General features: G+C 46.9%; 21 protein-coding genes and 1 rRNA gene. 11 read left to right on the top strand and 11 right to left on the bottom strand.

Annotated features, from left to right (window positions below; genetic code table 11):
- Window positions 1–52: 52 nt before the first annotated feature.
- From dksA to panC, 6 genes are read left to right on the top strand one after another with little or no spacing between them, the layout of a single operon-like run.
- Window positions 53–505: an RNA polymerase-binding protein DksA gene (dksA, locus tag CWI82_RS10200; protein ID WP_055439665.1), complete on the top strand. Its 453-nt coding sequence runs from the start codon at window positions 53–55 to the stop codon at window positions 503–505.
- Between the two features lies 1 nt (window position 506).
- Entirely contained in the window at window positions 507–1,379 is an 873-nt protein-coding gene (gene gluQRS / locus CWI82_RS10195) for a tRNA glutamyl-Q(34) synthetase GluQRS (RefSeq protein WP_130203466.1), read from the top strand.
- 42 nt (window positions 1,380–1,421) lie between these two features.
- A complete protein-coding gene (pcnB, locus tag CWI82_RS10190) occupies window positions 1,422–2,846 on the top strand; it encodes a polynucleotide adenylyltransferase PcnB (protein WP_130203465.1) in 1,425 nt (474 codons plus the stop codon).
- On the top strand, window positions 2,846–3,325 hold the full coding sequence (folK, locus tag CWI82_RS10185) for a 2-amino-4-hydroxy-6-hydroxymethyldihydropteridine diphosphokinase (RefSeq protein ID WP_092858595.1): 480 nt from the start codon (window positions 2,846–2,848) through the stop codon (window positions 3,323–3,325). The genes pcnB and folK overlap by 1 nt, the downstream gene beginning before the upstream one ends.
- Window positions 3,326–3,364: 39 nt before the next feature.
- Window positions 3,365–4,159 (top strand): 3-methyl-2-oxobutanoate hydroxymethyltransferase, encoded by a 795-nt coding sequence (panB, locus tag CWI82_RS10180; RefSeq protein ID WP_092858597.1) that lies wholly within the window; start codon window positions 3,365–3,367, stop codon window positions 4,157–4,159.
- 5 nt (window positions 4,160–4,164) lie between these two features.
- Window positions 4,165–5,001 carry a pantoate--beta-alanine ligase gene (panC, locus tag CWI82_RS10175; RefSeq protein WP_130203464.1) on the top strand — a complete coding sequence of 279 codons (837 nt, stop codon included), beginning with the start codon at window positions 4,165–4,167 and terminating at the stop codon, window positions 4,999–5,001.
- On the opposite strand, the gene panP is transcribed toward panC, so the two are convergent.
- The 6 genes from panP to mpl are packed head-to-tail and all read right to left on the bottom strand — an operon-like array spanning window position 4,998 to window position 11,129.
- Window positions 4,998–6,659 (bottom strand): pyridoxal-dependent aspartate 1-decarboxylase PanP, encoded by a 1,662-nt coding sequence (gene panP, locus CWI82_RS10170; protein WP_130203463.1) that lies wholly within the window; start codon window positions 6,657–6,659, stop codon window positions 4,998–5,000. The genes panC and panP overlap by 4 nt on opposite strands.
- 51 nt (window positions 6,660–6,710) lie before the next feature.
- Window positions 6,711–7,415, bottom strand: a complete 705-nt coding sequence (gene trmB, locus CWI82_RS10165; RefSeq protein ID WP_233340250.1) for a tRNA (guanine(46)-N(7))-methyltransferase TrmB — start codon at window positions 7,413–7,415, stop codon at window positions 6,711–6,713.
- Window positions 7,412–8,188 (bottom strand): ABC transporter permease, encoded by a 777-nt coding sequence (locus tag CWI82_RS10160; RefSeq protein ID WP_092858603.1) that lies wholly within the window; start codon window positions 8,186–8,188, stop codon window positions 7,412–7,414. Before CWI82_RS10160 ends, trmB begins: the two co-directional genes overlap by 4 nt.
- Before the next feature lies 1 nt (window position 8,189).
- Window positions 8,190–9,137: an ABC transporter ATP-binding protein gene (locus tag CWI82_RS10155; protein ID WP_130203462.1), complete on the bottom strand. Its 948-nt coding sequence runs from the start codon at window positions 9,135–9,137 to the stop codon at window positions 8,190–8,192.
- A 3-nt stretch (window positions 9,138–9,140) separates the two neighbouring features.
- On the bottom strand, window positions 9,141–9,761 hold the full coding sequence (locus CWI82_RS10150; RefSeq protein ID WP_130203461.1) for a flavin prenyltransferase UbiX: 621 nt from the start codon (window positions 9,759–9,761) through the stop codon (window positions 9,141–9,143).
- A 24-nt stretch (window positions 9,762–9,785) separates the two neighbouring features.
- The gene (gene mpl, locus CWI82_RS10145) at window positions 9,786–11,129 is read right to left on the bottom strand and encodes a UDP-N-acetylmuramate:L-alanyl-gamma-D-glutamyl-meso-diaminopimelate ligase (RefSeq protein WP_130203460.1); all 1,344 of its coding nucleotides are present in this window, start codon (window positions 11,127–11,129) and stop codon (window positions 9,786–9,788) included.
- Window positions 11,130–11,279: 150 nt separating this feature from the next.
- Between mpl and CWI82_RS10140 the strand changes: the two genes are divergently transcribed.
- The 5 genes from CWI82_RS10140 to CWI82_RS10120 are packed head-to-tail and all read left to right on the top strand — an operon-like array spanning window position 11,280 to window position 15,289.
- Window positions 11,280–12,272 (top strand): class 1 fructose-bisphosphatase, encoded by a 993-nt coding sequence (locus CWI82_RS10140; protein WP_092858610.1) that lies wholly within the window; start codon window positions 11,280–11,282, stop codon window positions 12,270–12,272.
- A gap of 41 nt (window positions 12,273–12,313) precedes the next feature.
- Window positions 12,314–12,844, top strand: coding sequence for an inorganic diphosphatase (ppa, locus tag CWI82_RS10135; protein WP_092858612.1), 531 nt, complete (start codon window positions 12,314–12,316; stop codon window positions 12,842–12,844).
- Window positions 12,845–12,849: 5 nt separating this feature from the next.
- Window positions 12,850–13,557, top strand: a complete 708-nt coding sequence (locus CWI82_RS10130; RefSeq protein ID WP_130203459.1) for an ABC transporter ATP-binding protein — start codon at window positions 12,850–12,852, stop codon at window positions 13,555–13,557.
- Window positions 13,554–14,804 carry an ABC transporter permease gene (locus CWI82_RS10125; RefSeq protein WP_130203458.1) on the top strand — a complete coding sequence of 417 codons (1,251 nt, stop codon included), beginning with the start codon at window positions 13,554–13,556 and terminating at the stop codon, window positions 14,802–14,804. Before CWI82_RS10130 ends, CWI82_RS10125 begins: the two co-directional genes overlap by 4 nt.
- Window positions 14,801–15,289 carry a DUF3299 domain-containing protein gene (locus tag CWI82_RS10120; protein ID WP_092858618.1) on the top strand — a complete coding sequence of 163 codons (489 nt, stop codon included), beginning with the start codon at window positions 14,801–14,803 and terminating at the stop codon, window positions 15,287–15,289. The genes CWI82_RS10125 and CWI82_RS10120 overlap by 4 nt, the downstream gene beginning before the upstream one ends.
- 20 nt (window positions 15,290–15,309) lie before the next feature.
- On the opposite strand, the gene CWI82_RS10115 is transcribed toward CWI82_RS10120, so the two are convergent.
- From CWI82_RS10115 to rrf, 5 genes are all read right to left on the bottom strand, one after another.
- Window positions 15,310–16,059 (bottom strand): TIGR04219 family outer membrane beta-barrel protein, encoded by a 750-nt coding sequence (locus tag CWI82_RS10115; RefSeq protein ID WP_092858620.1) that lies wholly within the window; start codon window positions 16,057–16,059, stop codon window positions 15,310–15,312.
- 14 nt (window positions 16,060–16,073) lie between these two features.
- Window positions 16,074–16,502, bottom strand: coding sequence for a copper chaperone PCu(A)C (locus CWI82_RS10110; RefSeq protein WP_165383924.1), 429 nt, complete (start codon window positions 16,500–16,502; stop codon window positions 16,074–16,076).
- A gap of 28 nt (window positions 16,503–16,530) precedes the next feature.
- Complete coding sequence (locus CWI82_RS10105) at window positions 16,531–16,842, bottom strand: hypothetical protein (protein ID WP_092858624.1); 312 nt, start codon at window positions 16,840–16,842, stop codon at window positions 16,531–16,533.
- Window positions 16,843–17,021: 179 nt separating this feature from the next.
- Window positions 17,022–19,430 (bottom strand): TonB-dependent receptor plug domain-containing protein, encoded by a 2,409-nt coding sequence (locus CWI82_RS10100; RefSeq protein ID WP_130203456.1) that lies wholly within the window; start codon window positions 19,428–19,430, stop codon window positions 17,022–17,024.
- A 247-nt stretch (window positions 19,431–19,677) separates the two neighbouring features.
- Window positions 19,678–19,762, bottom strand: a 5S ribosomal RNA gene (gene rrf, locus CWI82_RS11595); the annotation flags it as partial.

Below are 19,762 nucleotides of genomic sequence, written 5' to 3'. Positions count from 1 at the left end.
TGGTATATGTACCGACCTTTTTAATAACAACGTCTCATACAGGAGAACCATAATGCCTCAAGGAACGCCGAAAAAAGCCCATGGCATTCTGGCGCAAGCTGGTTTGGAGCCATACGAGCTCGGGCCGGACGAAGAGTACATGAATGAGGCGCAACGTGCGCATTTTCGTAAAATTCTTGAAGTTTGGCGCGCGCAATTGCGTGAAGAAGTCGATCGCACCGTGCACCATATGAAAGATGAAGCAGCAAACTTCCCTGATCCGGTTGATCGTGCTGCGCAAGAAGAAGAATTCAGTTTAGAGCTACGTACGCGTGATCGCGAGCGCAAATTAATCAAGAAAATCGAGAAAACACTGCAAAAAATCGAAGCCGACGATTTTGGTTTTTGTGACCAGTGCGGAATCGAAATTGGCATTCGCCGTTTAGAAGCTCGTCCAACTGCCGACCTTTGTGTTGACTGCAAAACTTTAGCTGAAATCAAAGAGAAGCAAATGACTGGCGCCTAATATGGCCGCATCCTTTTCTTACTGTGGACGCTTTGCCCCGACTCCGTCGGGGCCCCTTCATTTTGGCTCTCTGATTGCCGCCCTTGCGAGTTATCTTGATGCCCGCGCAAATAGCGGAACTTGGCTGGTTCGTATCGAAGATATTGATACCCCGCGTGCTGTTGCTGGTGCTGACCAAGTTATTCTGGAGCAACTCAAACAGCATGAGTTACATTGGGATGGTGAGATCTGGTACCAAAGTGCACGCACCGAAGTTTATCAACAAGCACTCGAACAGCTTCAACATCGCCCATTAACCTACCGCTGCACCTGTACACGTAAACAAATCAAGGCATTAGGCCCTTACTACACGGGAACCTGCCGTAATAAACATATCCGCTCTCCTAACTCAGCAGTGCGTTTTCGCAACGATGACCCAATACTTAGTTTCAACGATGGTTGGCAAGGTCATGTCGATATCGAGCCCAATTTTGCTGGTGAAGATTTTGTATTGTTTCGCCGCGATGGTTTATTTACTTATCAATTGGCCGTGGTGGTTGATGATATTGAACAAGGTGTTACGGATATTGTTCGTGGTGAAGACTTACTGACAGCAACCAGTTGGCAGCTCAACCTATGGCGGTATTTTACCGACCGCACACCACATTTTAAGCATGTGCCATTAGCGCTTGATGAGCAGGGCCGAAAGCTCAGTAAACAAAATCATGCGCCAGCACTAAGTAACACGGACGCAAAAGAACAACTGCAAGCTGCAATGCGGTTTCTCGGATTAACACCCAATAGCCGTTTAAATATACCGCAAATGCTCGCTGATGCGGTGGCACAATGGCAAGCGAGAAGCTTCCCTGAAACGCGCCAGCAGGATACAATATAACCGTTTGCGACATTAGCTGGAGAACCTCTTATTATCAAACGCATGAAAGCTTTGGCTCAACGCGCATTGAAGCGCTCTGCGGACAACGCAAATTTACCGCAGAATATTCTCGCCAAACCTAAAATTATTTCTCGCGATAAACATCCGATTTCGCGCAAAGATATTTCAGAACCGGCTCTGAAAGTGCTGTACCGACTGCATAACTCAGGATACCAAGCTTATTTGGTAGGCGGATGCGTGCGTGATTTGATTCTTGGCCTGCATCCCAAAGATTTTGATATCGCCACCAACGCGACACCTGAGCAAGTCCGTAAACTATTTCGTAATTGCCGCTTGGTCGGCCGTCGTTTTCGTTTGGCTCATGTTGTCTTCGGTCGCGAAATCATCGAAGTCGCGACATTTCGTGGCCATCATGATAATACCGACGATGGCACCGATAATGATGTGGATAACAAACGCGCTGATAAAATTTCCAAACAAGATGATGAGGGTATGCTCCTTCGCGACAATGTTTACGGGACTATCGAGGAAGATGCGCAACGCCGTGACTTTACGGTTAACGCCCTGTATTACAACATTGCCGATTTCAGTATTGTTGATTTTGCCGATGGCATGAAAGATATCGAAGCTGGCGTGCTACGCATGATCGGCGATGCACCAACGCGTTATCGTGAAGACCCAGTACGCATGTTGCGAGCGATTCGCTTTGCCACAAAGCTCAACATGCGCCTCGATGATACGGTTGCCAAGCCTATTCGGGAACTCGCGCCGCTGCTACAAAACATTCCACCGGCACGATTGTTTGAAGAAGTCTTAAAGTTATTTACCGCCGGTAAAGGTTTGGCAAACTTTGAAATGCTAGTGGATTATCATTTATTCCAGCAACTATTTCCGTTGTTAAAGTCCTACTTAACCGCGCCAACAGAAGCGCCTTATCAAATGCTTCGCCAAACGTTTTTGGATACCGATACACGAGTTCGCAATGAACAACGGATTACGCCAGCATATTTATTTGCCGCGTTACTTTGGTGGCCACTGCAAGCGCGTATGGAGCAGTTAAGTGTTGAGAGTGGCTTACCGCCTGTTGATGCGCTCAACATAGCTGCTGCAGATGTTATTGGACGCCAAGTGCAAACCATTGCTATTCCAAAACGTTTCAGCATCCCAGCCCGAGAAATTTGGCAATTACAGCAACGCATGGAACGTGCTAAAGGGAAACGCATCAATAGTTTGTTGACGCATCCAAAATTCCGCGCCGCTTATGACTTTTTATTGTTACGCGCGAAAACTGCAACGCCGCTTGAACAAAAGCCGCTACAGCAGCGCGCTCAGTTCTGGACGAAACTGCAAGAAAATACGGAGTTTAGTCCAGCACCAGCGGCAGCCGATGAAAGCAGACCAAGCAAGAAGCGCGGTCGCCGTGGTGGCCGTCGTCGCCGCGCAAAAACAAACAAAAGAGCAGAGTAATGGCGACTGCATACATTGCGCTTGGAGCCAACTTGGGCGATCCAGTACAGACACTTAAAGACGCAATCTTGCACTTAAGTGGCCTGCCGCAATTACAGTTTTTACGCAGCAGTTCGCTCTATTCCAGTACGCCGATGGGCCCAAGTGATCAGCCCGATTATGTGAATGCGGTGTGCTGTACTGAGACCGACTTAGCGCCCCTTGAATTACTTGATTTACTGCAGACTGTCGAGAACCAGTTTGGTCGCCAACGCATAAGACATTGGGGACCACGTACGTTAGATCTCGACCTGCTACTGTATGATGATCAGGTCATCAATGAACCTCGCTTGTGCGTACCGCACCCGGGTATGACAGAACGTGATTTCGTTCTCATTCCACTAGCCGAACTAGCACCCGAACTGAACTTACCTAATGGTCGAAGTGTTGCGTCGCTACTGATTGACATGACGCATCATGACCTTAAAAAAATAACCTGATACAATCGACCCTCTCTAGGTTGCCGCAAGGAGTTCGCTATGGCGGGCATGACGATTTCGAAATTAACCAAAATGAAAGCTGCGGGAGACAAAATCGTCTCAATTACCGCTTACGACGCATCTTTTGCGAAACTCTTTGCAAATTGTGGCATGGATTTCATGCTCGTCGGCGATTCACTAGGAAACGTCATTCAAGGGCAAGCGACAACGCTACCGGTTACCGTTGAACAAGTTGCCTATCACACCGAAGCCGTGCGACGTGGCGCACCGGATGCTTTTGTGATGGCTGACATGCCATTTATGAGTTATGCCACGCCAGAACAGGCTTGCCAAGAGGCTGCAAAACTCATGCGCGCTGGCGCCAACATGGTGAAACTGGAAGGCGGTGATTGGTTACTCGAAACTATTCGTATGCTGGTAGAACGCAGTGTGCCGGTTTGTGCACATTTGGGCTTGCTGCCACAATCGGTCAATGTACTCGGTGGATATAAAATTCAAGGTCGTGAGCAAAGCGCAGCAGAAAACACAGTTCGCCAAGCACTTGCTTTGCAGCAGGCTGGTGCCCAAATGTTAGTGCTTGAGTGTGTGCCAACCGAATTGGGACAACTGATTAGCGAAAAATTATCTATTCCAGTGATTGGTATCGGTGCCGGCCCTCACACCGACGGTCAGATTCTTGTCATGCACGATATGTTTGGCATGAACAGCGATTACTTGCCTAAGTTTGTGAAGAACTTTCTTGCCGAAGCTGGCGATTTAGCCAGTGCAACTGAGCTTTACATTAAGCAAGTCAAAGACGGAAGTTTCCCTGGCCCAGAGCATTCTTTCGAGTAATCATTATGCAGCTATTGAAAAGTCTTGAGGAGCTTCGCGGCTGGCGGAATCAAGTGGAAGGTACCGTGGCACTGGTGCCAACAATGGGCAACCTTCATGAAGGCCACTTAAAGCTCGTCGATTTAGCGAAGCAACATGCCGATCATGTTGTGGTGAGTATTTTCGTCAACCCCATGCAATTTGGCGCCAATGAAGATCTCGATAGCTACCCACGCACGCTCGACGCAGATTGTCTTGCCCTTGCCGAGCGCAAAGTCACGGCGGTATTTGCACCGACCGTCGCCGATGTGTATCCGCGAGGTTTAGCCCAACAAACCTTCATTGAAGTTCCTGAGATTTCAGATATTTTGTGTGGCGCCAGCCGACCTGGACATTTTCGTGGCGTTGCTACGGTTGTTGCAAAACTATTTAATATGGTGCAACCAGATGTGGCGGTATTCGGCGAAAAAGACTTCCAACAACTGCAAGTGATTCGCTTGATGACGCAAGATTTGAGTTTGCCTGTAGATATTATTGGCATGCCAACCGAGCGAGCTGACGATGGTCTTGCCTTGAGTTCGCGTAATGGTTATTTGTCGGCGGAACAACGCAATATAGCGCCTGTGATTTATCAAACGTTGCAACAAACGGCCGCCACGATTCAATCTGGTACCGCAGTTGAGCAAGCCTTATTAGAAGCTCAAGAACATCTGAAAAGCAAAGGTTTTAGAATGGATTATCTCGAGTTGCGACGTCGCGATAATTTAGCTCAGCTTCAGGAGAACGACCGCCAACTCGTATTGCTCGTGGCGGCCTATCTTGGCACAACGCGTCTAATTGATAATTTGCAGTTCGATCGTTAACGACCGTGCGGTTCACGCACCAATCCTAACTCACGTAGCTCAGTGTAAAGCGCCCCGCGTAAGCTCATCGCTTGCGCGGCAATCTCCCGTTGCTCTTCGAGCACTTCTTCGAGCATTTCTTTCGTTGTGAGCGGATTTGCTAACACGACACGGAATACGACTGTCGGCTCGCGATGGTATTGCGCTGGCGTGATTTTTGTCCGCGATACAAATGAGCGACCGGTTTCACGTTGACGCTTCTGTATAAATCGCGTGAGTGCATTTAAATGCGGCATAATTCGGCGGATTTGCTCAGCGCTTGCCTGTTTCAATAATGGCTTCACTTTCGTCGGCACAAAGCGATAGGTTAACAAACAAAGCTCTGGCTTAGTAATTAACTCAAAGTCATCTTGCTGTTTAATTAATTCGGCAAATTCTTGTGCTTTTTCGATGCTTTGGTCGATTAATAGCTCATAACCACGGCGCCCCATGACATGCATCGCTGAGTAGACCAACATCGCCATACCGGGACGTGAGCCTTCCATTGTGTGTGCACCGAGGTCTTTTGAGCCATGACGGATCACGTACTCGGCGTGATGCTCAATTGCACGCACCATACTCGGGTCTTTAAACAGCACCATGCCAGCACCCATGGGCACATACATTTGCTTATGCGCGTCAATCGTAACACTATCAGCGCGCTCAACGCCTCGCAGTAACTGACGATGCCGGTGCGATAGCAAGGTTGCCCCACCCCATGCGGCATCAACATGAAAGTGAGCACCAATCTCCTCGGCCACATCCGCAAGGTCATTCAAAGGATCAATGTGACCCGTTTCGGTAGTGCCACCAACGCCAATAATGGCAAGCACTCGGCCACCTTCATTGGCAACTTTGTCACAAGCTTCACGCAATTTATCGATACGAATTCGATTATTCTCATCGGTTGGCACAGCAATTAAGTTACGCCGACCAATCCCGAGTACGTCGGCAGCTTTACCCAGTGAGTAGTGACCGCGCTCAGACACCATAATGGTGAGGCGCTTGTACCCGTAATGCGCCAAGCCGGCAGCGAGCCCTTCAGCTGCAATACCAGCGAAATCGCCATCAGGGCGCAGTGCTAGATTTCGAGCAACCCACAGCGCGGTAATATTCGCAATGGTTCCGCCAGAGCACATCGCTCCTAGCGAGTGCTGCGCACTATGCATCCAGCGCTGATAGAAACTCTCATTCTGCTGATAAACCAAATGATGCAGCATACCTAATACGTTGCGCTCAAGTGGTGTGAATGCTTTTGAGGTTTCTATTTTAACTAGGTTTTGATTGAGCCCGACCATAAGCTTTGCCAATGGCAACAGAAAATATGGCAAAGCTGACGTCATATGTCCGATAAAACGCGGAGATGACGTGTGTACCGAATGGGCAACGAGGTTATTTAATAAGAATTCGGTATGATCGGATACATATCGAGGTTCTTCAGGGATTTCGCTAGAGCTAAAATTCTGCTCAATTTCATGCAACGGCTTTTCGCGGGCAACAATATGCTCTCCCAAGAATCCCATAAGGTTTTCTGAGAGGTGCTTCTCGATTTTGCCAAGCGTGGAGTCTGGCGCTTCGGGAATAGTAAATATTTTCAGTAACGCTTCTTGGCTTACTTCTGCAAAATTGTTGTCGCTCAAACAAATTTCCTTGTGATTCCTGAGCCCTTGATTCCTAGAGAATGCGGCGCTCTATTCTGCCTCGATTGCAGAAAAATATCGACCATCTTCCGGCAACTGCGCGTGTAATTCCCATAGTTGCTGACCACTACGTTGATATTTCCGCTCAAATGGCGTGATTGGTTCATGCCGAGCCAGTAGTGGCGATATTGAAGCGCTGCAATTGACCAATGCCAAGCTGCTAGCAACTTCCGTCAAATAAGTCACCCAATTTGATCGCATAACCAAACGCCCTCCCAGACCTAACACATAAGGCCAAACAGGACTGCCATGCCAACGACGGCCGAGGTGGGCGGCTTTTGGCCATGGGTTCGGATATAAAATATAGTGCTGATCCAATTGCCAATGCGCCTCAACGGCTAAGCGCCAAAAGTCATGTAAATCAGCACGCACTAGTATGTATCGCTGGCCGGCTTCGGCATTTTGATAATGGGCGTGACGACCAAGTCGATGCGCTGACTTATCAACACCAATCACTAATGCGTTCGGATTTTGCTCGGCGATATATGCGGTGCTCTCGCCAACACCACAACACGAATCTAAGATAATCGGCCCTTGCCAATCAGCGACTAGCTTTTGCACTTGCGCAAATGCTTCGCGATTATGTTCTTGGATTGGCTTACGAAACGGCGAGCGCAAATGGCGCATGACAACAGCAACCAAGTCATCGTGGTTGCCATGCTGATTCGTGGTAACTGCTCTTGATTCCTGATTCACGAACGAATTCCTGCGCCGCGCTTCAATAAGGTATAAGCGGTAACAAATAGCACGACGTTAAAGCCGATAATAACGGTCAACGCAACCGCGACGTTCACATCAGAAACGCCAAGAAAGCCGTAACGGAATGCATTCACCATGTATAACACTGGATTTGCTTGCGCTACCGTCTGCCAAATTCCTGGCAACAATTGAATACTGAAAAATACACCGCCTAAGTAAGTCAGTGGCGTTAATACGAAAGTTGGCACAATCGATATATCGTCAAATGTTTTTGCGTGTACCGCGTTAATCAGACCGCCAAGAGAGAATAAGGTCGAGGTCAAAATCACGGTCAAAACTAAAATCAATAGATTATGAATACTGACGTTATCGACAAACAAAAACGACACGCAGGTAACAATCACCGCGACAATCAGCGCTCGCGCTAGGCCACCACCAACATAACCACCAATAATGACGGCTGGAGATACTGGTGCTACAAGCATCTCTTCAATATTGCGTTGAAATTTCGCGCTAAAAAACGACGAGGCAACGTTTGAATAGGAGTTGGTAATCACCGACATCATGATTAATCCTGGCACAATAAATTCCATGTACGGACGTCCGCCCATCTCGCCAATACGCTCACCAACAATGCTACCGAAAATCACAAAGTATAGGGTCATTGTAATGGCCGGCGGTACCAGGGTTTGAACCCAAATACGCAAAAACCGGGTGCATTCTTTAATCCAAATGGTTTTGAGTGCAATGTAACTGATAGAAGATGTCATATTACGCTCCCGCAGCCGCTGGCTGACGGCCCTTTTCGACTAAATTCACAAACAATTCCTCTAAGCGATTTGCTTTATTCCGCATTGATAATACAGTGATTTTCTGTTGGCTAAGTTGCTCAAAAACGCGGTTAAGCCCTTGGCTCTTTTCAACGTCCACTTCAATCGTGTGGCCATCAACAGCACGCCAATTAAAGCCTTCTAGCTGCAGAGATTGCGCGACATCATCAACGTCATTTGGCGCTAGGTCGAATACAAAAGTTTCCATATTCAGGGTCGCCAACAAGCGCTTTATTGAGGTGTTTTCGATAATGGTGCCTTGGTCAATAATCGCAATATTGCGACATAAGGTTTCTGCTTCTTCTAGATAATGTGTGGTTAAAATGATCGTAATACCTTGTTTGTTAATCGCTTCAAGGTAATCCCACATGCTACGTCGCAATTCGATATCGACGCCTGCTGTTGGCTCATCCAAAATCAATAGTTTGGGTTCATGCAATAACGCACGTGCAATCATTAAGCGACGTTTCATACCGCCAGACAGCATACGCGCAGGGCTGTTGCGCTTGTCCCACAAACTCAATTGCTTCAGATATTTTTCTGAACGTTGTTTTGCGACTTCACGCGGCACGCCGTAGTAGCCAGCCTGATTCACCACAATCTGTTGTACCGTTTCAAATTGGTTGAAATTAAACTCTTGCGGAACAAGACCAATTTGGCGTTTCAGATCGCTCAGTTGCGTGTCGAGATCAAAACCAAAGACATTCACTTGTCCTTCGGTTTTATTCACCAACGACGAAATAATACCGATAGTGGTTGATTTGCCAGCACCGTTAGGGCCCAGTAGCGCGAAAAAATCGCCTTCTTCAACATCTAAATCGATACCCTTCAAGGCAACATGTCCGCCTTTGTAGGTTTTCTTTAATCCACGAATAGATAGTGCTTTCATAAATTATTTTGACTCCTCGCCGTATCCCCAGCGTGGTTGTAGTGTTTGCTCTAAGCCGAGATGATCTAAGATGCGTGCCACCACGAAATCGACCAAGTCGTCGATGGACTCCGGTTTGTGATAAAAACCAGGGGCTGCTGGCATAATCGTGACACCCAAAAGCGCGAGCTTGTGCATATTCTCGAGATGAATGGCTGAAAGGGGCATTTCGCGCGGTAGCAAAATAAGTTGCCCGCGTTCCTTCATTACGACATCGGCAGCCCGTTCAATAAGATTATCACTGCTACCATGGGCAATGGCTGATAACGTACCGGTTGAACATGGGCAGACAACCATTTTCTTTGGTGCCGCAGAGCCCGAAGCCACCGGCGAAAACCATTCCTCTTTACCGTAGACACGCAATTGTTCTGCGCCCACACCAAAGTGCTGTTGTAATGCTTCACTCATGCCTTGCGGCGATGCTGGTAGTTGCCAATCTAACTCTGTTGCAAATACCACTCGTGCCGCACTCGACATCAGTACATGAACGTGTTGCTGTTGTGCTAACAAACATTCCAATAAGCGCACAGCGTATGGCGCGCCGGACGCACCAGTGATGGCTACAGTAACGCTTGACCGAGTCATGCTTTGTCCTTATCAGTTCATTGGTTACGACGCTTTTAAGCTGGCCAACAATCGTTGATGAATATTCTCAAAACCGCCATTACTCATGATCACGATATGGTCACCAGCACGAACTTGATTACTTATCATCTCGACTAACTGTTCGACCGAATTGCCAACCTGAGCGCGCGGTACTTTCTCAGAAACCAACCATTGTACCTTGTCTGGTTGCAGCATAAAAATTTCATTCGCATCAGCTAATGCACCGTCTAGCGCATCAGCCATGGTGCCAAGCTTCATAGTATTCGAGCGCGGCTCTAGCACGGCAATGATACGCGCATCACCAACATTCTTGCGCATACCGGCCAATGTTGTGGTGATTGCCGTCGGGTGATGGGCAAAGTCATCATAAACTTTAATGCCTGCTACCTCGCCGAGCAATTCGAGCCGACGCTTGGTATTTTTATACTGCGTAAAGGCTTCCGCACTCACCGTAACTGGCACCCCAACATGATGCGCGGCTGCGATTGCCATCAGACCGTTATATACGTTGTGTTGACCGATTAAAGACCACTCCACAGTCGCTTGTTTTTCGCCACGGTAGAAAACCTCGAAGGCACTACCATCCGCTTGAACGAGCTGAGCAACCCACTCTCCATCCTTACCAATTGTGACTTTTTCACTCCAGCAACCTTGCGCTAGTACTTCACACAACGCTTGTTCATGTTCTGGATAAAAGATTCGTCCATAGCTTGGCACCACTCGTATCAAATGGTGAAACTGCCGCTGAATGGCCGCTAAATCAGGAAAAATATCGGCATGGTCATATTCAAGGTTATTCAGCACCAACGTGCTTGGACAGTAATGAACGAATTTCGAGCGCTTATCAAAAAACGCCGTATCATATTCGTCTGCTTCAATGACAAAAAAGTCGCTCTCACCCAAACGCGCTGATTGCTGAAAGTTCGCCAATACGCCACCGACTAAAAAGCCAGGTTTCAAACCAGCGTACTCGAGCAACCAAGTCAACATGCTAGAAGTCGTGGTTTTACCATGGGTACCAGCTACCGCCAGCACCCATTTGTGTTGCAGTAACGCATCGTGAAGCCACTGTGCGCCAGATGTGTAGGGAATACGTTGATTTAACACGGCCTCGACCGCCGGATTGCCACGACTCAGTGCATTACCGATAATCACTAAATCAGGACGCGGTTCCAACTGGCTCGGCTCGTAGCCCTCAATCAGTTCGATACCAAGTTGACGCAATTGGTCGCTCATTGGCGGGTACACTTGAGCATCACTACCTGTCACTTTATGTCCAAGTTGCTTCGCCAGTGCAGCAATACCACCCATAAAGGTGCCACAGATTCCAAGAATATGAATATGCATGGGTTTCACTCAATTTTTTATATTAACCTTAGTGTATCACGGCACATTCACACGACGACAATCTGAGCAGGCAATTTGCTTAAATTTGCGGTAAACTTAGCCGCGTTTAAAACTCGGTTCGCAACTAACAAGTAATTTCACGAGGGTTCCATGCAACGCCTAATTCCGACCTTACGCCATGATCAGGTCGACGAAGCTCTGATATCAGTTATTAATTCCTTGCAAATTTGTGCGAAGGAGATTTCTTTTCGTGTTGGGCAGGGCGAGTTAGCCGGCGTGCTTGGTTCGACGCTATCGGAAAATATTCAAGGCGAAACGCAGAAGAAATTGGATATTTTGTCGAATCAGCTGATCAAAGAGATCTTGCTGGAATGTCAACATGTTCGTGCCGTTGCATCGGAAGAAGAAGAAGGCATTGTGCTTGGCAACGAACAAGGTAAGTACTTGGTTGCCTTTGACCCGCTTGATGGAAGTTCGAATATTGATATCAACAGCATGGTCGGTACCATTTTTTCAGTTTTGCCGGTACCTGAAAACAATAGCGGCGATGTTGATATGTTCTTGCAACCTGGTAAAAACCAAGTTGCCGCCGGTTATATCTTATACGGCCCGTCTATCATGCTTGCCTTTACCACTGGTCAAGGCTTACGTCTATTTACCTTAGACCAAACGGTTGGTGAGTTCTTACTCACGAAGAAAGATTTGAAAATCGAGCCGGAAACATCAGAATTTGCCATTAACATGTCTAATTTCCGTCACTGGCAAGAAGGTATGCAACTGTATGTTGATGACTTGTTAGCTGGCACGAGCGGTCCGCGCGCGAAAAACTTTAATATGCGCTGGGTTGCCGCAATGGTAGCTGATGTGCATCGTATTTTATGTCGGGGCGGTTTATTTGCTTATCCATGGGATGCGCGTTCGGCCAACAAACCGTATAAATTGCGGTTAATGTATGAAGGCAACCCGATGGCGTGGCTCATTGAGCAAGCTGGCGGCGCTGCGCACAGTGGCGAAGAGCGAATTTTGGATATTCAGCCCACTGATATTCATCAGCGCGTCGGCATTATTCTTGGTGCCAAGCACGAGGTTGAAACGTGTTTGCGGTACTTAGAGGGTTCGCAATCGGGCGACAAGACCGTATAATATTGCCCCATAATTTTATCGTCTTTGAAACAGGAAAAAACATGAGCTTAAGTCACGTTAGCGCAGGTAAAAATCTGCCAGAAGAAGTAAACGTTATCATTGAAATCCCTGCTAATGCAGATCCGATTAAATATGAAGTAGACAAAGACACCGGCACGTTATGGGTAGACCGCTTCATGTCGACGCCAATGTTCTATCCATGTAACTATGGTTTTGTCAATGAAACCTTGTCGCTTGATGGTGACCCAGTGGACGTTTTAGTGCCAACACCTTATCCATTGCAACCAGGCTCTGTCATTAAATGTCGCCCTGTTGGCGTATTGAAGATGACCGATGAATCTGGTGAAGACGCAAAAGTTATTGCGGTTCCAGTTAGCAAATTAACCAAGGAATATGATCACATTAGCAATGTGGACGACCTTCCTGAGTTACTGAAAGCCCAAATCACTCACTTCTTCGAGCGTTATAAAGAGCTTGAAAAAGGTAAGTGGGTAAAAGTTGAAGGCTGGGGTGACATCGACGCTGCGAAAGAAGAGATCATGACTTCATTCGAGCGCGCGAAGCAGAAATAAGCCCTATGGGTGGCACCTGTATTGAACTCAAACAACTTGAGTTTCGGTGGCCAGGTGCCACAAGCCCGCTCCTGCACATTCCTGAATTAACCATCCATCGCGGTGAACATGTGTTACTGCGCGGTGCGAGCGGTTCAGGTAAATCAACCTTACTCAGTCTCATAGCCGGTATTCACCAAGCCGCTCCAGAACAAGTTTTTGTTTTAGGAAAAGACCTCAGCAAGCTCTCACAACGCCAACGCGACAAACTCCGAGCTAACGAAATCGGCTATATTTTTCAACAGTTTAATTTGCTTCCATATTTGTCAGCTTGGCAAAACGTCGTTCTCGCACAACAGTTTTCTCCTGTGCGACGTCAACGACTCGCTCAGCAATCAAAGAACCACGAACAGTTAGCGAAACAACTACTGCAACAGTTAGGGCTAAACACCGAAGATCTCGATCGTCCTGCTCATCAACTGAGTGTTGGGCAACAACAACGGGTGGCAGCGGCGCGCGCATTATTTGGAAACCCAGCACTGATCATTGCCGATGAACCAACATCAGCACTCGATGCTGACCATCGCGATAACTTCATTGAAGTACTTTTCACCGCCTGTAAGCAACATGATATAACGCTGCTGTTTGTTACGCATGACGGAAGCTTGGCACATCATTTCGACCGTGCCATTGAGCTCAATGAAATCAATACTGCGCGGAGGGAAGCAAAATGATTCGGCTCGCCATCGCCAGTTTGGCGAACCGTAAAGCGAGTGCGTGGTTAACCATACTCGCTATTGCTGTCAGCACTCTATTATTATTAGGTGTTGAACGTGTGCGCACACAAACTCAAGAAAACTTCGCCAATACAATATCAGGTACCGACCTCATTGTCGGTGCACGCACCGGTTCAACTCAACTCCTGTTAAGCAGCGTGTTTCATATCGGTGCTATGAATAACAGTTTGAGCTGGCAAAGTTACGAATACTTACAACAGTTGCCCGGCGTGGCCTGGCATATACCAATGGCTCTTGGTGATAGTTTTGCCAGCTATCCCGTAGTCGGAACCACACCAGCTTTCTTTGAGTATTTTCAATATGGTAATCGTGAGCGTTTACAGCTCAGCGCGGGCACCGCGTTTACTGACGCTCAACAAGAAGCTGTTGTTGTAGGTGCAGAAGTTGCACGTCGGCTTGACCTCAATGTGGGTGACGAACTGACAATCGCGCATGGCTCAGGTGGTATTAGCTTTAGTGAGCATGATGCTCATCCATTCATTGTACAAGGCATATTAGCGCCAACCGCAACGCCTGCCGATCAAGCCCTATATGTCCCATTAGCTGGGCTTGGCTTGGTGCATGGTGAAATCATGGCGAGCGAACATGACGATCATGACCACAAGCACGAACTTGTCCATGAGCAGCCGGTTTACACCCTCAGTGCGGTATTATTGGGTTTATCAAATAAGCCCTTGGCGCTTCGATTACAGCGTCAAATCAATACCTATGAAGGTGAGCCGTTAACAGCTATCATGCCGGGTCTTGCCTTAACCGAACTATGGCGAACACTGAATCTTTTCGAAAAAGCACTCTTTGCAGTTTCAGCATTGGTCGTTGCCACAGGGTTGCTGGGTATGTTAACAACACTACTTGCTAGCTTGCGGGAACGACGTCGAGAAATGGCGGTCTTACGTTCCATTGGCGCCGGCCCGTTTACGATATTTGGGTTGTTAGTGAGCGAAGCCTTTTTATTAGCTATCGCTGGCGTCACGCTTGGTATCGGGCTCCTATTTATAATTTTAGGAGTGGGTTCTGATTGGTTACTGGTGAATACAGGTATGTTGTTACGCGCAACACCGCTTACCACCACTGAATTTTTATTTGCAGGGGCAGTTCTTGTCGCTGCCATATTATTAAGTTTTATTCCGGCATGGCGAGCTTATCGCAATGCCTTAGCTGATGGGTTGACGATTCGATTATGAGATTAATTTCTGCTGTATTTTTGACTGCGATACTTAGCCTAATTGCGCCACAAGTACTTGCCGATGAATATCAAACAACGCATTGGAAAGAGCTAGTTCCAGAAGGCTATAAACCACCACCCGTGCGCAGTCAGGCTTTTTATGACGCGAACCCAGAGTTAGCCATCCAACCAGAATTGGATGCGCCCATGGTTGAAAGCTTGGATGGCAAAAAGATCAAGATTCCTGGTTACGTTGTTCAATTAGAAGGTGATGCTGAAAAAGTCACACAATTCTTGTTGGTTCCATATTTTGGTGCCTGTGTGCACGTGCCGCCACCACCACCGAATCAGATCGTTCTAGTCGATTTTGCTGACGGCGTGAAATACGAAGATACCTTCGATGCCGTGTGGGTAGAGGGTACGATTGAAGTCAAACGAGTGGAAGGCGATGTCGCTGTAGTCGGCTATCGTATGACCGCCGCTACAGTGACACCTTACTACTAAAAAACCTTTTTGTGCTGGGTTTAGAAATGGACTTCTAAACCGAGATAAGGCCCTTTGAACTGCAAGTCTGAATAGATACCATCAAGATCATCAAGTTCGATAGTGATATCGCGATAACCTAACTGTAAGTTCAAATCGACTGCTAAGTTTTCTACTAAACGATATTCGATGCCCGCTTCGATATCACGAACACTGCTATCATCGATGCTGATTGCGTTTGCTAAACCATAAACCGTTAATGGTGTGGCAGGTATGCCTACTCGCAATTGAGCGTAACCGGTAGGAATCCATCCATCACTCTTTAATGAGTTCTCTGATTGCGCATCGCGCACGGCCAATAAGCCATCAACTTTTTTACCGGTAACACCGATATCGAATGACAGTAAATCGTTGTCAAAAATTTCATAATACAAGGTGACATCGGTATGGCTTAAGTCGATTGCGCTCGCAAGCGATGTACCAGCGCTATAACCTTCACCGTTATAGACGAAATCTTCCGAAAGCGTCACGAAGCCTTGCGTCGATAATTCATTTTCGCGAATTTTAATGTTTGGCAACAACGGAACTGGATGTTCTAACGCGATATAAAAGCTTTGTTGCTTTTCATCCGCGAATCCAAATGATTGATTTCCTGCACCAGATCCAAAACTCCCGGTATTTTCCGTATCCCAAATCTGCCCCCCTGCATAAACTCCGAGCAAGGTATCGGCCTGAACCGCACTTGATAACAACATAGCTGGAGCAAGAATGACTGCGGCAACCTTTTTCATGTATATGATCCTTTCTAACGGATTGATCGAACTTCGGCGTCGAAGCTTACACTATCACCATCACTGAATTGAAGCGTAAATTCAACTTGATCACCCGGTTTAAACGCATTCTTTACACCAAATAGCATCAAATGGTAGCCGCCCGGCTGAAAAACCACCGTTGCGCTGGGTTCAAGCGTTAACTCTGGTACCCGTCGCATACGCATCATGCCATCGCGCATCACGTGTTGATGCACCTCAACAGCTCGTGACGCAGCAGTGGTAGCTCCAACTATACTAATCACTGACGAGCCAGTATTAGTAATCGTAAAGTAACCAGCGCCATTCTCTGTACCCGGAATCGACTCTTTAACCCACGGATTGGAGATTTCGACTTCAGCAGCACTGAGCGAAATCGGTAATAACAATCCCAAAGCCAATAATATCTTTAATACTTGCATCATCGTCTCCACAACCATTGATGATTGCAGTTTACACAGTATTTGGCTTTTTTCGAACCGCTAAGTACACCAAGAATCCGACGACTAAATAGGGCAGAAGCCAACCGAACAAGCTCATCACCAATGCTACCACCGCAATTGTTAGAGCAAGTCCAACACTACAGCCGACAAAAACGGCTAATGCAAACGCACCTGCGGCAAGGGCCAGAACCAATAACCCGGTTAATCCAATACTAAAAACAATGCCAAGAATTGCGCCAACAAAGCCGAGTATTTCGTCAGCAAAGAATAAAGCCGCGACAATAGCGAGAATAATCCAGACGATGTTTGTTTTGCGTTGCATAGTAAATCTCCTAATAAATCCGAGTAACTGATCAAACCAAAAATTATGTGTCTGATATTTACTATGCAATTGTCGTGCCTACTTTTATCTACTTGTTTTTATTGTGTTTAATTTAGAAAATAAAAAAGCCACTAACTTGGAGTTAGTGGCTTTGACAACTATTTCGTTAGATTTTTAATTTAAAACGAATAGGTTAACTCAGCAAAATAATAGCCGCCGTTGAAGCCGAAAGGCGCGTTCGTGTTTGGATAAATAAAGATGCCATTGAACTGATTCGACGGATCTTGTTCGTCTGGATATTCATCAAATAGATTCTGTACCCCAACACTCACATTCATATTGTCGGTGGCCTGGTAACGCATCGACAAATCGGTAACCCATTTACCACTGAACGTCGTTTGCAAACCTGAATTATTCTCGAGCACGTAGTCACCAAAATAGTTGAATGCCAAGCGCGTCTCGAAATCATTGATGCTATGGGTCAATGCGAGTGACCCGCTATTGCGCGGGACTGAGCGCGTCATACGTGTGCGTTCGACACCATCAAACAACTTGCCCTCTAAGCCATCAAGAATTTGTGGCAGATTGACGCCATCAATTTCGGTTTTGTTATAGCCATAAGCAAACTGCGCACGCAAGTCACCATATTCCAATTGGAAATCCTTGGTGAGAACGACATCAACACCTTGTGTTGTGGTGTCTACGGCGTTGATAAAGAATCGTGCATTATCCGCACCTGCTTGCGCAAGGGCTTCGGCAACTGCTGGAGAATCTCCCGGCACTAACGAACTCGATAGAATGATGCGATCATCAATCGCAATTCGGAAGGCGTCGACAGTCAACGTTAAATCTTCAGCACCACGCCAGACGAAACCGAAACTGAAACTTTGCGATTCTTCTGGTTGGAGAGCGCCCAGTTCCAGTGATTGTGCGACTGGACTAATGTTATTGAACGTACCTGATTGTTCTGGAACAAGCACGCCATCACGATTAATAAACAGTGTTGAGATGTTGGTAAAATATATCTGCTGCACACTTGGCGCTCTAAAGCCTGTATTAGCCGTAGCGCGCACCGCAAAACTATCGGTGAAATCGTACCGTCCAGATAGTTTCCAACTCGTATTACTACCGAAGTCAGAATAGTCTTCGTAACGAATCGCCGCGCCCCACTGGAACTGACTCGTTAGCATGTTTTCGACTTCAGCATAAATACCAATGTTATCACGCGATTCGTCAACTTCTGATTCAGGCTTGAATCCTGTGAAACCTTGGCTTCCTGCCGGACGCCCGTCAAATTCGCCATTCACGTATGAAGCTTCATCGCCAGCTGTAATTTCGTATGCATTCTCGCGATAACTAACACCAAATGCGACAGCTAAATCCGAGTTATTTACAAATGGAATGAAGCGAGAGAAATCAATGCTTGCATTCGTTTCTTCCATTTTTAAAGTACCGGCATCAAATTCAGTTGGCGTGGTTGGGCCTAAAGATGCATTAAGTGAGTTTTCGAGACGGTACTGGAATTCACTCGATCCCATACCCGCACTCACATCGACATCCCACTCGCCAACACGGAATTTATAACCACCAGTGAAACTCACATCTTGTGTTTCCGGCGACAATAATGGCAAGAAACCATCAGGGTAAACTTCTAGAAGGTTACGATTATCGAGTGCGCGACGATAAAATGCGCCCGATTGCGAAGTACGATCACTATAACCTGCAAACGCATACAATTGCGAAGAATCACCCACAGGCATCTTAAAGTTTGCAAACACTGCTTTGTTTTCAAAGGAAGCGTCACCGACGTGATGATTTAAGCGATTAAATGTTTCTTCACGCGGATCTAATTCACCATTCACGAGTGGGTACTGTTGGCGCGGATCTAAACCGGCGCGATTGGTCTTATTCTTATGGTGATACTCAGCTGCAAGGGTTAACGAGCCAGCGTCACCAATTAAGAATCCTGTATTACCATGCACTTTGTACTGCTCGCCATCACCTTCATAAGTCTGACCGCCATTGGCAGTAATAGAGCCACCCTCGCTTTGGTCTTTCAAAACAATATTAATCACACCAGCGATTGCATCTGAGCCATACAGCGCGGCAGCACCATCACGCAATACTTCAATGCGCTTAATAGCAGAAATAGGAATAGCATTTAAATCGACATTTGAGCTACCACGACCAGTCGTACCGTTCAAATGCACTAATGCGCTGCTATGACGACGTTTGCCGTTAATTAATACCAGCGTATGGTCAGGCGATAAACCACGCAACGAAGCAGGACGTACGGCATCCGAACCGTCAGTAATCGAAGAACTTGGGAAGTTAAAGCTCGGCACAGCATATTGAAGGGCGCGAGCAGTTTCTGTGATACCGCTAGCAGCAAGATCATCACCAGAAATGATATCAACAGGCGCTGAACCATCGGTCGCGGTGCGATAGGAAAGTCGTGACCCGACAACTTGGATGCGCTCTGCGGCTTCAGCCTCTGTGTTATCTTGAGCAAATGCCGTATTTCCAGAGATATACAATGCTGGGCTTAATGAAGCCAATATTGCTAATCGTAAATTAGAATTAGTCATATCGATGTCCTCTACTTCTATTGTTTGTAATTAATATGATAGTTGATTTTGTGACTTATTAATTACACCGATTTGTTCTGATATAGATCAGAATGTTCCGAAGATATGAAGATAGAGATGATATTAGCTATTGGATATTAGATATTAGTGGAAGGCAGAGACGAAAGGCGTTGTTCGTGCGCTGCGCTGTTGGGTCCGTAAACGAAAAAAACCCCGAGCGTTAGCTCGGGGTCTCGTCGTATTTGAAGCCTGGCGGTGTCCTACTCTCACATGGGGAAGCCCCACACTACCATCGGCGCTGAAGCGTTTCACTACTGAGTTCGGAATGGATC

This window comes from Pseudidiomarina tainanensis (genome assembly GCF_004214835.1).
Taxonomy (GTDB): domain Bacteria; phylum Pseudomonadota; class Gammaproteobacteria; order Enterobacterales; family Alteromonadaceae; genus Pseudidiomarina; species Pseudidiomarina tainanensis.
This window is presented reverse-complemented; position numbering and strand designations above follow the sequence as displayed.

Excerpts from the sequence above, each read along its gene's own strand:
- dksA (WP_055439665.1), top strand. The coding sequence starts at position 53 with ATGCCTCAAGGAACGCCGAAAAAAGCCCATGGCATTCTGGCGCAAGCT.
- gluQRS (WP_130203466.1), top strand. The coding sequence starts at position 507 with ATGGCCGCATCCTTTTCTTACTGTGGACGCTTTGCCCCGACTCCGTCG.
- pcnB (WP_130203465.1), top strand. The coding sequence starts at position 1,422 with ATGAAAGCTTTGGCTCAACGCGCATTGAAGCGCTCTGCGGACAACGCA.
- folK (WP_092858595.1), top strand. The coding sequence starts at position 2,846 with ATGGCGACTGCATACATTGCGCTTGGAGCCAACTTGGGCGATCCAGTA.
- panB (WP_092858597.1), top strand. The coding sequence starts at position 3,365 with ATGGCGGGCATGACGATTTCGAAATTAACCAAAATGAAAGCTGCGGGA.
- panC (WP_130203464.1), top strand. The coding sequence starts at position 4,165 with ATGCAGCTATTGAAAAGTCTTGAGGAGCTTCGCGGCTGGCGGAATCAA.
- CWI82_RS10160 (WP_092858603.1), bottom strand. The coding sequence starts at position 8,188 with ATGACATCTTCTATCAGTTACATTGCACTCAAAACCATTTGGATTAAA.
- CWI82_RS10155 (WP_130203462.1), bottom strand. The coding sequence starts at position 9,137 with ATGAAAGCACTATCTATTCGTGGATTAAAGAAAACCTACAAAGGCGGA.
- CWI82_RS10150 (WP_130203461.1), bottom strand. The coding sequence starts at position 9,761 with ATGACTCGGTCAAGCGTTACTGTAGCCATCACTGGTGCGTCCGGCGCG.
- mpl (WP_130203460.1), bottom strand. The coding sequence starts at position 11,129 with ATGCATATTCATATTCTTGGAATCTGTGGCACCTTTATGGGTGGTATT.
- CWI82_RS10140 (WP_092858610.1), top strand. The coding sequence starts at position 11,280 with ATGCAACGCCTAATTCCGACCTTACGCCATGATCAGGTCGACGAAGCT.
- ppa (WP_092858612.1), top strand. The coding sequence starts at position 12,314 with ATGAGCTTAAGTCACGTTAGCGCAGGTAAAAATCTGCCAGAAGAAGTA.
- CWI82_RS10130 (WP_130203459.1), top strand. The coding sequence starts at position 12,850 with ATGGGTGGCACCTGTATTGAACTCAAACAACTTGAGTTTCGGTGGCCA.
- CWI82_RS10125 (WP_130203458.1), top strand. The coding sequence starts at position 13,554 with ATGATTCGGCTCGCCATCGCCAGTTTGGCGAACCGTAAAGCGAGTGCG.
- CWI82_RS10120 (WP_092858618.1), top strand. The coding sequence starts at position 14,801 with ATGAGATTAATTTCTGCTGTATTTTTGACTGCGATACTTAGCCTAATT.
- CWI82_RS10115 (WP_092858620.1), bottom strand. The coding sequence starts at position 16,059 with ATGAAAAAGGTTGCCGCAGTCATTCTTGCTCCAGCTATGTTGTTATCA.
- CWI82_RS10110 (WP_165383924.1), bottom strand. The coding sequence starts at position 16,502 with ATGATGCAAGTATTAAAGATATTATTGGCTTTGGGATTGTTATTACCG.
- CWI82_RS10105 (WP_092858624.1), bottom strand. The coding sequence starts at position 16,842 with ATGCAACGCAAAACAAACATCGTCTGGATTATTCTCGCTATTGTCGCG.
- CWI82_RS10100 (WP_130203456.1), bottom strand. The coding sequence starts at position 19,430 with ATGACTAATTCTAATTTACGATTAGCAATATTGGCTTCATTAAGCCCA.